Source organism: Roseibium sp. MMSF_3247, assembly GCF_030733765.1.
Lineage (GTDB): Bacteria > Pseudomonadota > Alphaproteobacteria > Rhizobiales > Stappiaceae > Roseibium.
In genome coordinates this window covers 16,563-28,910 of the sequence record NZ_JASHII010000015.1, presented here as the reverse complement: position 1 = coordinate 28,910, position 12,348 = coordinate 16,563, and the positions used below count along the sequence as shown (strand labels likewise).

Below are 12,348 nucleotides of genomic sequence, written 5' to 3'. Positions count from 1 at the left end.
CTGATCAGTGAAGATGAGCCAAAACCTCTCCCTTAAGCAATCAGCTTATCCGGACCCATAGGCGCTGACGGGGAACATGATGTCCTGGAAAGCAAACTCCCCTACAAGCGAACTCGATTTGGTCTTTCCAAACGGCATGGGCAATGTCGAGAGCCCGTCAAACATTTCCGTTATCAGGCACTTCAAGACAAATAGCTTCCTGAGTTAAAAAGGGTCTTGCTGCGCCCGGTATGGACAGTATGCGTCGTTGCCGCCTGTAACTCTGCTAGTTTTGGTCTTACATGGGGAAGGGTGTTGCTTCCCGAGCAGCGCCTTCGCATTGCCGCCCGGGAAGCCAAAATCAGGCAAATTGGCGCTTCACTCTCCAAGGCCATAGGCCCGATCGGCTTCGTGCGCTTTGTCAAGCCGCCACGGCGGTTCCATCGTTCCAGGCAAGGCCTGAACGGTAGCGGGCATCGACCTTGCCATCCTTGAGCGTGAATAGATGCAGCCAGCCGTTGTCGAAGAGCTCGCGCACTTGCGGATGCCGTTTTAGAACGTCCAGGATTGCCTCCTGCGGAGCCTCGATCATGACGGACAGGCGCAGCGGTTCGTGCATCAGCCGATCGCCGTCATGTACGGCTTGCCACGGCAAGCCGGGTCTCAACCGCCCAGAATTGCCCTCGATCACGCCAAGGCCGCCGACCACGTTGTGAATGAGTTTGTTGCCGCCGCCAAAGACCTCCGGCATCACCGAAGAACCATAATATTGAAGGCTGATCCAGCTCGCCACGACAACGGGCGCGGTGATGATCAGTTCCAGCGTGCCGAAGCCATCGTCCTTTTGCCAGTCGTAGCTGTGCAGGAAACTCCGCCCCCCCAGATCCTTGCCCGCTGTCGCGCTGCGCGGGGCCGCGATGAACGCCGCGCAGCCGGCCAGGCCCCATTCCGGCCGGACCTCTGCCCAGTTGAGCGCGCGGTCGGCAACACTGTCCGGGGTGGCGCCGGGCAAAGTGCCTGACCGCTCCGCAAGCGCGATCCGGCCAGCCTGTTTCAACCAGCCTTTGACGCGGTCGAGGTCTTTGCTCCGATGTGACGGCAAGCCGTCATCGTAGAGCGTGATCTCGTCAACGGTCGTATCGTGCAGACCGGCCACAAAAAGCGTATCCTCGGGCACCGTGATCCCGCGCTCGGCCAGACCTTGCCGTGTCTCTTGGTCGTTCAGCAAGATGGCGAGAAGCCGTGCGGACACTTCGCCCGTATAGCCACCGCAGGCCCCGCAATGATACGCGCTTTCATGCGGGTTGTTGGTCACCTGCCCGCCATGTCCCAGAAGCAGTACGATTTCACCGAAGCTGTCTGTCAGGCTCATGGCGCCCAGAACCGCGGCGGCTGTGTCGGCCTTTTTCCGGGCATCCAGTCCCCCAGCAACATGCGGTGCATGGGGCTGGTCTGCCGATTTGGCACCCAGACCCAGGGCGTCGCGCACCAGCTTGGCTGCATAGAGCGGCCCGGCCGCCTCGACGAACGCGAAGGACGAGACGGCGGCTTGCCGGAACCGGCCCCAGGCGCGGGCGGTCCGGGCGGCGATCCGCGTTGTCTGCTCATTTTCAGCATCGGCATGACTCGTGGTTTCCAGACCCGGCTTGAGCAGCACGGGCAAATGAGCCTCCACCACATCCGAGCCGTGTCCCTTGTGGGCCACGGGCAGGCCGAAGAAACCGGCAAAGCCAATCGTTTCAATGCCCGGGTCCACGCTTTCCAGCGCCCGCCGGAACACTTCGGAACGCACATCGATGCAAAACGCCGCCTGCACTGCAGGACGGGCCTGCTTTTCGCTTTGACCGTCCAGAAGCGTCGAAACATGACGCTGATGCTTGCGCTCCAGCGCCTCCTGCAGAATTGCCAGGGCAACATCGTCTTGTGTGGGCTCGACCGGAGCCGCATGGGCTGCGACCGTTTCAGCCCATTTCTGCGCGACCTGCGGCACATGCGCAAGCAAGGCCTCTTCCCAGATCAACCGGATCGCCAGCAGATCGGTCAGCGTCGGGTCGGTGTCCCCGTTCAGTTCGGCTTGCCACAAGAGCCAGCGGGCATGCTGCGGCCAGCCGCCGAGATCCATGTAAAGCCGGTGAAAGAGGGTCTCGGCTGCTGCTTCGTTCAATCCAAGCGCTTCGGCGGCCCGGAAAATCGCCCGGTCCGCGGTGTCCGGAGCGGCCGCCACATGGGCACAAAAGCCAGCCAGGCCCGCAATTTCGGGCGTCAGGTCATGGGTGGCCCAAGCGCGCCAGGATGCGAACGCCTGAGACCCCGGCGCGGGCGACCAGAGCGCTTGCCCCTGATCAAACTGCCCAGCCGCCCAGATGCCGAAGGTCTTTTCGATGACCGAAGGCCAGTCCGTGCCGGTCACTTCGGCGGCAAGGTCCGCAACCGTTGGCAACGCGGCCGGTTCGTCCATGTCCGCTGCCGCAGCAAAGGCTTTCAGCGCTGCGATGTCCCCTGGCTTCAGCGGCGAATGTGCAGCGGCAAGTGCGGCTTCCAAATCCGCATCGGTGATCTCACCGGCGGCAATGGCTGCGGCATAGACAGACCTCGGCTGGGTTGCCCGGACACCGGCCACCCGCTTCAGCCGTACCGACGCGTTGGCAAGGTCTTCGCCGGTCTGCCCGAGGAACGGATTGACCGCCACGGTTGCTTCCAGGGGGAAAGCGGGCGGGATGCGCCGCGCAGCGGTCTCCGCAGCTTTCAAAACGGCGGACATAAGAGCAGGTGCGATCTGTGCGTGATTGATAAACATTGCTGTCTCCATGATCTCAGTCTGCTTTTGCGACGCGGAAGCCGCCGATGGCCCGGTCAAGCAACGCATTCAGGTAAAAGCCGTTGGCAAGGTGAACGCGCAAACCAGCTGTCGAGGGGTGATGCGCCCAGAGCGGGAACAGCGCTTGTGCAAAGGCCACCAGGCCGAAAGAGGCGACGGCAAGCACGATCAGCGCCCATTCAAGCGGGCCGGGCACAGGCGCTGCGGGCAGCGCAGGCCCCCAGATGGCTTGCGCGATGGCCTGAAAGGCGAAATAGGTAAAGGCGGCGGCAAGAGAGGCCAGTGCGGTGCGCTTGGTCAGATCAGCCGGGGCAGTGTCCGCCAGACCCTGGGCGACCAGATAGGCAACGCCAAAGATCAGGATGGTTCCCAGAGCCAAGGCCTGGGCCGACTTCGGTCCAATGACCATGGTGAAGAGGGCAGCGATCAGGGCGTAAAGGGCGAGTGCCAGGGCAAAGGACTTAAGCACGGCAGCAACGCTTGGAACTGCGATCGGTCCTGGACGCCGCAGGCCCGCCACCGCTTGCACGGCCCCGCCGGATGACAGAAACGCATGGGCCTTGTACAGCGAGTGCGCAATGATGTGCAAAAGCGCCAGAGGCCAAAGGCCGAGCCCGCATTGCAGGAGCAAAAAGCCCATCTGAGAGACCGTCGACCAGGCGAGCGACGTTTTGACGGCGCTTTGGGTCAACATGACGGCGGCCCCGAAAATCGCGGTGAACCCGCCGACCATCACGAGCGCTCCCATGGCGCCTGGACTCAGCTGCACAAGGCCCGAGAGCGCAATGAGAAGGACGCCGCCGGAGTTGATGATTCCTGCGTGCAACAGGGCCGAAACGGGCGTCGGGGCTTCCATGACCTCGGTCAGCCAGCCGTGCACCGGGAACGCTGCAGTTTTCAAAATGGCGCCTACCACAACGAGGGCGATGGCGGCGGACGAGAGCCAGTTCGTGCCGTCCTCGGAGGCGGCCGCCGCCATCCCGTCGAGGTCGCCCGTGCCGTAACTGACCGCCAGCAAGACCGCGGCCAGAACCAGAACCGCGTCGGCGCCATGCCAGACAAGTGCGAATTTTGTGGCGGCCCGCTTGGCTTCCGGACGGCTGCGGTAAAACAGCAGCAGGCGTTTTAAACCCAGCCCGACGAGCGCCGAGGACAGGATGAGAACAGCGAAGCTGCCCGATTGCACAAACAGCAAAACCGCAGCCAGGGTCGCGAGCATGAGCGCATGAAACCGGCCCTCCTGCGCTTCACCGTCAAGATAACTGCGGCTGTAGCGGGTGACGACCCAGCCGATAAAAGCGACCAGAAGCGCAAGGGCAACGGTGACCGCGTTCGCCTGCAGGGCCAAAACGGCAGGACCGGAAAAGATGGCCAGTTTTGCCGGTCCGGCAGCGATGAATTGGACGGCACCCAATGTGGCGCATGCAAGCGCGACAAGGGCCGCATACTCGGCAAGCTTGGGCACCCCTTCCGGGCGCGCGCCCGGGCGGCGCCACGCAAAACAGGCGGCGGCCAGCACGACAAAGGGGGCAAGAAACGAAATCGAAAACACCATGAGACTTCTCCATTTCGGGGTCGCATGGGTTTTAGGTCATGGCGTATTTGAAGAAAAATACATATAAAGTGAGAAACCATTCTATCTGATAGAACAATGTCGACACTTAATCTACATCATCTTCGCCTGTTTCGTGCCGTCGCCCAGGATGGCACCCTGACGGGTGCGGCCAAGACGCTCAACATTTCCCAGTCGGCCGTCTCCGCCCAGATCAAGTCTCTTGAGGCCACTTTGGGACATGACTTGTTTGAGCGGCGCGGGCGGAATCTGGTCTTGTCGGAGGCCGGACGGATCGCGCTCGATCATGCGGACGAGATTTTCCGGGCCGCCGAAAACCTCACGGCCACTTTGAAAAGAACGGAAACCAAGCGGCGGATCCTTAGGATCGGTGCGCGCGCCACCTTATCGCGTAACTTTCAGATGTCGTTTCTGGATCCGCTCATCGGACGGGATGATGTCGAGGTGATCTTGCGGTCGGGAACCCAGGAAATGCTACTGCGGGCTCTGGAAGCCCAGGCGCTGGACATCGTTTTGACCAACCTGGTTCCAGCGCGCGATGCCGCCAGCCCCTTCCTCGTTCACAGCCTAGCCGATCAACCGGTCAGCCTCATCGGATCCCCCGAGCGCTTGTCCAGTGAGGCAACCGGCATAGCCGACATTGTGGCATCACAGCCGCTTGTACTGCCGACACCCGAGACCTCGCTTCGTGCCGGCTTTGATGCGCTGCTCGAACGGCTTGGCATTGTCCCCAAGATTGCTGCGGAAGCCGATGACATGGCGATGTTGCGGCTATTGGCACGCGCTGATGCGGGCGTGGCGGTCATTCCTGCAATTGTCGTGCAAGATGAACTGGAGGCAGGGCGGCTCAAGGAGTACGCCCGGCTAGATGAAGTGCGGGAAGTCTTTGCAGCGGTAACGATCAGCCGGAAGTTTCCGAACCCACTGATTGCGGAGGTTTTGCATCAAGACTGATGTCTATTCGTTGTGAGCCCCATTGGGTGGTCACCACATACGAAATGCAAAATCTCAGAAAAACTTAAAATAAAGAAAATCCCGGCAACCTGTTAGGCAGGGGTTACCGGGATAAAGTTACTATTGGCCGTTCGAACCGTAGCCGAAAACTTATTGACGTAAGGTTACTTTTAAGGTGTCTTTGATCAACCTGTCCACTTTGGACGAACCGAAAGCCGCCGGTTACGGCATTGCTGGACACTGCGAGCAGATTTCTAGCAACCGGAGACGCGTCAATGCAATGGTCGGCCGCCGATGTCTAGGCCTCGACTATCAGTTTGTCTTCGTGTTGCCGGCCTGCAATCAGGAACGCAGAATTCAGCTGGCCATCGTCACGCTTCGCCAGCAGCCAGACCTTGGTGATTTAACGCGCTGCCTCGGCACCGGCCAGGTGTACGATCAAGTACGGACTTCGGTCGTTCTCAGTCACTTTGGGCCCCAAACCTCTTGCCAGGTCTTAAATTCCGATGGCCTTACTTGATAGCGGGCAAAGTTGCCTTCGTGCATTCCGATGAGCTCGTCCTCCACGATCTCAGTGAATCTGGCTCTATCTTCCGACTCGACTCGACTGCTCGCCCATGCTGACACCTTGGTTCCGATCTGCTTGCGCCCCACTTTCGCACGGATCAGCATAGCTATAATCTCGCGCAACTCGGCGCGATATTTCAGCCGGAACGGATCGGGTTCGCCGAGGGATTGCCGGACTGCCGCATACTTTGCAGCTGAGCGTTCATAGGCCCAGAAGAAAACGTCTCTAAGCAGCGATACGTCGTTAAGTTCATAGAAGCCAAGAATTGCATCTGTGTAGGCGCGCTGGGAAACGTCAGTGAACGAAAGTGGTGCGAGGTTGTTTCGGATCAACGGGATATTTGCGGCTAGGCGCGAGACCCGTTTGTTCACGTCGTCAAACGGTTGCAAATATGGCAGCTGGACCATCACGAAAAATGCCTGTTCAAATGGATCCTCTATTGCCGCCACCTTTTGCAGCAGCTGATTAAAAGCTTCTTCGATCAGCTGAGGCACTTCGAGGGGATGAAAAACCGACTGATCAATACCAACAGGGACAAAGCGTAGGCGACCGGATGCCGAGGGATCCGGCAGTAAGTTGTTGGATAGCAGGGCGTGAAGGTTCAGGAGTGTATATCTGTTGAAGTCGATCTCATCTGCGGTGCCGACCAGGAACTCAATCGCATCCTTATGGTTAAGAATCATCTGCGCTTCAATGTGGTTTCGACCAGTCGCTTCTTCTCCAAATTCGATCAGGCGCCTCGTGTCGAGCAAGGAATAGGTGTTGCCTTCGAGGCGGCTGGAGTTCCAGGCGAGGTCGATCAGTAACCGATTAAGAATGAGCTTCGCATAAGTGCCTGCCGGCTGGGGCGCGGTTTTGGGCTTGCCAATTTCCTGGAGACGTTCGCGCTCTTCCTCTTCAAGATAGAATGTGGAATTTGGTTCGTACTGATCGAGGAGATTGACGTTATAGCCGACAGGCTTTCTGGCTGCTATTGGCTGTGTGACATAAGCACGTACCGCCTGCCCTTCATCCGAAAGCCTGATCACACGACCATAGTCATCTTCCTGCTGTTCTGGCTCGCCAGCAGCAGGTTGTCCTGATGTTGCAAGGTGATACTTCGCCCATCGACCACTGCCTGTCATACGCAGTAGCCCGACTTGTACGAGCTGTTTTAGCCGGTACTGAAGTGTGCGGCGTGGGATAGCTTCGGAGAGGCTCTTCGCGATATCTGGCGCGGAAATGCCATCAGGATGTTCAGCAACGATATCCTGCAGCTCTTTCAGTGCGTCTTCTGGTACTTTGTTCGCCATTACCGAGATTCTTGCGCGTAGGGGGTAGGCGCAATTATCGTTGTTTAGGCGCAATTTTCAAGCGTAAGCGCAAACTTGCGCGATAGACGCAAGAATCATTGCGCGTAGGAACCAGGAAGGCCAACCTGAGAAAATAGGTCAGGGGACACGGTGTCAAAGACGTGATGATCGTGGTTGAAGGGCTTGCGCGCGGCTCTCAATTTCCCGGGTTCATTGGTGGCTTTACTTTATATCGGAGGACCTAGAATACTAAGTTTATGCCGTTCAAATTCATCCACACCGCCGATCTTCATCTCGACTCTCCATTGCGCTCACTGGCACTGCGCAATGGTGACCTCGCCGAACTGATTGGCGATGCCACGCGGCAGGCTGTGGTGACGATCGTCGACTTGTGTGTCGATGAGCAAGTGGACGCGCTGATTGTTGCCGGCGATCTCTACGACGGTGACCAGACATCGATGAAGACCGCCCGGTTTCTGGCCAGCCAGATGCAACGCCTGCACGAGGCTGGCATTGCGACCTTCATCATCCGGGGCAATCACGACGCCCTTTCGCGCATCACCCAGGAACTCATCCTGCCGCCATCAGTCACTGTATTCGGCGGTCGCGCTCATTCCGTCGACTTCACCAAGGGAGACCTCGCGCTTTCTGTTCACGGCCTGAGTTTCGCCAAGCCTCATGCGCCGGAAAGCCTTCTCGAGAAGTATCACCGCCCTACTCCCGATGCGGTCAATATCGGCATCATGCATACAAGCCTTGCCGGGGCACCCGGGCATGACCTTTATGCGCCCTGCAAGGTGACGGATCTTCATGGCTGGGGGTTCGACTATTGGGCCCTGGGACACATTCATACCCGGACCCAACATGCCGGCGATCGAATAGTGATCATGCCTGGCATGCCTCAAGGGCGGGACATCAACGAAGCCGGCGAGAAGACCGTCACTCTCGTTACCGTCAATGATGATCGCAGCCTCACCGTCGAAGAACGCCCGTCCAGCATTGCCCAGTTCGAACGCGTTTCGATCGATATGTCCCCGGCCGAGACCTGGCGGGAGGCTGCCGACCTGGTTGAACAAGAAATAGCTGGAGCACGAGACCGAACACGATCGCAACACCTTGTCGCACGCGTTCGGTTGACGGGTAGTACACGATTGTCCTGGCGGCTGAGACGTGATCGCGATTTGCTGCTGGCGGAAGCCGAGCAGCGCGCGGAGAGCTTGGGAAACACCTGGATCGAAAAGATCGAGATCGACACAAACGCGCCGGAGAGCACGCCGGTTGGCAGTGCCACCGCCGATCCAGTCCTTGAACTCGGCGAGCTGATACGCGGCGACATCATTCACCAACACGGCGTGCGGCAAGCCGTGCAGGATCTCGTCAAGGAGCTGCGCGATGACTTGCCGCCAGAAGCGCGTGGTTTCAGCGGCGATGACGAAGCCGCGTTCGAAGCACTGGTCGACCAACTCCTTTCCGAAGGAAGCGAGGACATGCTGGCCCGGCTCAAATTCAATGCTCCGGAGGTCGACTGATGCGTCTACGCCGGCTCGATCTCACCCGCTACGGCAAGTTCACCGATTATTCGATCGAATTCGGGGAGCATGAGAACGGCAAACCGGATTTGCATATCGTCTACGGCTTGAACGAAGCAGGTAAATCGACGGCACTTTCAGGTTATCTCGATCTCCTGTTCGGAATCGAGGAGCGCACGCGCTACAGTTTTCTTCATCAAGGTAAGGCCATGGAACTTGGTGCCTGCCTCGAATTTGAGGGATCGGCCCATGAGTTCAGGCGCGTCAAGCAGCGCAGCAACTCGCTGCTGAACGAGCATAGACAGCCGGTCAACGAGGCGATTTTGAGCCTACCGCTCGCCGGACTGTCACGCGACGCGTATCGCATGATGTTTTCACTCGATGATCAGACACTTGAGGATGGGGGCAACGCCATCCTCGAGAGCAAGGGCGATCTGGGCGAACTGCTATTCTCGGCAAGTGCAGGCTTGGCGGGCGTCAATTCCATTCTCGAAACTGCTGCCGCCGAAGCCGATGGTATTTTCCGGAAGCGCGCTAGTTCGACCAAGATCGCAGGTCTGAAGCGACAGATCGCAGACCTGAAGTCTCAGCGCGACGAAATCGATGTACAGGCGTCCGCTTACAAAACCCTGACGGCAGCACTCGCACAGGCCGAGACAGCCTATGATGCCGCCATGAAGGAGATTGCGACAGCCAAAGTGCGCCATGAAGAGATTGCCCGCGTCCTGCGTGCCTACCCCCTGGCATCAGAATACCGTCAAGGGCAGGATGAGCTGGCGGGATACAAGGACATGCCGCATCCTCCGGACGAGTGGGCGGCAGCTCTTCCGGATCTCATCGTTGAAGAGACACGGCTTCAAACACGGGTTGCCGGTCTCAATCAGCGCGAACAGAAGATCCGCGACGAACTCGAAGGGTTTGTTGTCGAGGAACGTTTGCTCGAGATGGCCGACGATCTCGAGCGGCTTGGAGATGCAGCCGCGCGCCACACGACCGCCCATGAGAATTTGCCGAAAAGAAAGGGTGCACTTTCGGATTGGGCCCGAAAGATCGGTCTGATCCTCGCAACCTTGGGTCAGTCAGATATCGACAATCCGAAGACGCTGCTGGTCCCTGCAGCCACGATCGGAACGCTTCGTGATCTGATCGCTCAGAAGTCCGGCATCGATGTCGCGCGACAAACGGCAGAGCGGGAACAGGAAGCAGCCCGGCTGGCATTGGAAAGTGAACAACGCACCCGGCAGGCGCTCGAAGTTCAAGGCACCGCGGTCGACGCCGGCAAGGTCGCATTGCTTCAATCGGTGCTGAAACGCCTGCGCGACGGAAACCTTGCGGCCGAACTCCGGCTTGCCGAGCGGGCCATTCCAGGCAAGAGGCGCGCCCTTGAGGATGCTATCGACGAGCTCCACCCGTGGACAGGCGACGCTGCGGACTTGCGTAAAATGTCGCTGCCCCATCCCGATCGTCTGAACGCGTGGAAATCGACCCTCGAGGGGATCGAGAAGCGCCGTTCGCAGATCGTCGAGCGGAAGCAGGAACTCTCGGCAAAGAATAGTGAAGGCACCGCCAGGATCTCTGCCCTGCGCGAAGCGTCCACTATCATGAATGATGAGGAGGCAAAGGCTGCCCTCCTCGAACGCGACCAAGCGTGGGCTCACCATTTATCCAGCCTGGTTCGAGAAACCGCTGATCGTTTCGAACAAGAAATGCGAAAGACTGACGCGATCGTTGAAGCGCGCCTCAACGCCGTCAAGGAACTCGAGGAATTACGGTCTCTATCGACGGCACTATCGGTCACAAAAGCGAGCCTCGATCAGCAAGACCGATTGATGCAAGAGGCCGGAAACGAGCTGGAAACCTTGCGCGGCGTAATCCGATCGGAAACGCCGGCCGAATTCGAACTGCCGGCCGAAGCGCCCACGGATGCATGGCTTGCAATGGTCCGAAAATGGACGGAGGGCCACACCTCAGCACTGGCTGCATATGATGACCTCCGTAGTGCTCTGAGTGACCTCGACGAAGTGAAGGCAGCGATGGCAACAGAGCAAGGTTCACTCACCACCTCCTTGACCTCCATCGAGATCGACGTCGAGGGACTGGATTTGGCCGCCCTGATGCAGGCTGCCGACAACATTCTTGCAGACCACGCCGCGCTCCAGGCCAAACGGACGGAGGCCGACAAACGCCTTGGGGATCTAGAAGCCGCGGCCGCGCAGCGAAAGACGGCATTGGACGAAGCTGTGGCCTCGTTCGAAGAATGGCAGCGTATCTGGGTAGATACCCTCTCCACCACCTGGTTTTCCGACCGGGAAAACAGCATCGGCGCAGTGCGAGAACTCCTCGACGCCATAGCCGATCTCCCCGAAGCATTACGCGAGCAGGAGGATCTGCGGCATCGCATCGCGTCCATGGAATCCGATCAGGCGACTTTCTCCGACACCGTCGGGCAGCTGCATGCCGCTCTCGACGAGATGTTTGACGGCAACAATCCGCTCGCCGCGGCCAAGGCTTTGATCCGACGGCACGATGAAGCCAGGCAGACAGACGCGAAGCGACGGGAACGGAACCAGGCTCTTGCCGACCTGGAACGGGAACGCGAGAAACTGGATGGCGAGATCGCGGTTCATGCCTCACGCAAAAAGCAGATGACTGAATTCTTCCATGTCGACGAGCTCGCCGATGTCCGGCAAGCGCTGGAGCGCTGCAGGAAGAGAGACGACTTGATTGGGCACCTGGGTAAGCTCGAGCAGCAAATCGTTGGTGAGATGCAGCAGCAATCGCTCGAAGACGCAATGGCCGGCCTCGCCGAAATCGACCTCGGTGACTTGCAGCAGGAGCAAGCCGAACTCGCAACGCGTCTTGCTGACCTTGACGGTCGGGCGAAGGATCTTTTCGCCGACAGGGCTCGAGCAAGTGATGCCCTGAACGCTATCGGAGGCGATGACGCTGTCGCCCGCCTTGAAGCCAGCCGACGCACATTGCTTCTGGAAATCGAGGACTTGGCGCTGCGATATCTGCGCCTGAAAACCGGCAGCATGGTCGCTGAACACGGCATTCGTGCCTATCGGGAAAAACACCGCAGCGAGATGATGAACCGGGCGTCCGAAGCGTTCCGGCTGATCACGCGCGATGAATACACCGGACTTGCCACGCGGCCTGACAAGGACCGCGAGGCCTTGATCGGACTGTCTCAGCATGGCGCTTCCAAGCTCGCAGTCGAAATGTCCAAGGGCACGCAGTTTCAGCTGTATCTGGCGCTTCGATTGGCTGGATATGAGGAATTCGCGGCGGCCAGGCCATCCGTGCCGTTCATCGCTGATGACATCATGGAAACGTTCGACGAGCCGCGCTCCGAAGAGGTATTCCGGCTATTCGGACAGATGGCTCAGGTGGGCCAGGTCATCTACCTCACCCATCATCGGCACCTGTGCGAGATTGCAATGCAGGTCCTTCCGAATGTTCGAATTCACGAGATTTCGTGGCCCTAACGACGCCTAACTATCGCATTTCACATCGCTTCCTAAAACGAGTTGAGTGATAAAATCCTTTTTACACATTTTAGTTGAGCTTAGACCAGAGCACCTTCTGTGCTAACCAGACGTGTGGCAGGCAACAGGGTTGTCAGTGTCAATGAA

Annotated in this window: 6 protein-coding genes; 3 read left to right on the top strand and 3 right to left on the bottom strand. The window is 58.9% G+C overall.

Annotation, left to right across the window (positions count from 1 at the left end):
• Positions 1 to 400: 400 nt before the first annotated feature.
• Together RBB44_RS24910 and RBB44_RS24905 are read right to left on the bottom strand one after the other, a co-directional pair.
• Positions 401 to 2,776, bottom strand: a complete 2,376-nt coding sequence (locus tag RBB44_RS24910) for a YbcC family protein (RefSeq protein ID WP_306150504.1) — start codon at positions 2,774 to 2,776, stop codon at positions 401 to 403.
• A gap of 16 nt (positions 2,777 to 2,792) precedes the next feature.
• Complete coding sequence (locus RBB44_RS24905; protein WP_306150505.1) at positions 2,793 to 4,352, bottom strand: proton-conducting transporter membrane subunit; 1,560 nt, start codon at positions 4,350 to 4,352, stop codon at positions 2,793 to 2,795.
• A 96-nt stretch (positions 4,353 to 4,448) separates the two neighbouring features.
• Here RBB44_RS24905 and RBB44_RS24900 point away from each other — a divergent pair, with 96 nt between their 5' ends.
• On the top strand, positions 4,449 to 5,324 hold the full coding sequence (locus tag RBB44_RS24900) for a LysR family transcriptional regulator (protein WP_209181338.1): 876 nt from the start codon (positions 4,449 to 4,451) through the stop codon (positions 5,322 to 5,324).
• A 465-nt stretch (positions 5,325 to 5,789) separates the two neighbouring features.
• Here RBB44_RS24900 and RBB44_RS24895 read toward each other — a convergent pair whose 3' ends face one another.
• Positions 5,790 to 7,184 carry a Fic family protein gene (locus tag RBB44_RS24895; RefSeq protein ID WP_306150506.1) on the bottom strand — a complete coding sequence of 465 codons (1,395 nt, stop codon included), beginning with the start codon at positions 7,182 to 7,184 and terminating at the stop codon, positions 5,790 to 5,792.
• 257 nt (positions 7,185 to 7,441) lie between these two features.
• Here RBB44_RS24895 and RBB44_RS24890 point away from each other — a divergent pair, with 257 nt between their 5' ends.
• Both RBB44_RS24890 and RBB44_RS24885 read left to right on the top strand, forming a co-directional pair.
• The gene (locus tag RBB44_RS24890; protein WP_209181340.1) at positions 7,442 to 8,713 is read left to right on the top strand and encodes a DNA repair exonuclease; all 1,272 of its coding nucleotides are present in this window, start codon (positions 7,442 to 7,444) and stop codon (positions 8,711 to 8,713) included.
• Positions 8,713 to 12,201, top strand: coding sequence for an AAA family ATPase (locus RBB44_RS24885; protein ID WP_209181341.1), 3,489 nt, complete (start codon positions 8,713 to 8,715; stop codon positions 12,199 to 12,201). Before RBB44_RS24890 ends, RBB44_RS24885 begins: the two co-directional genes overlap by 1 nt.
• The last annotated feature ends 147 nt before the right edge of the window (positions 12,202 to 12,348 follow it).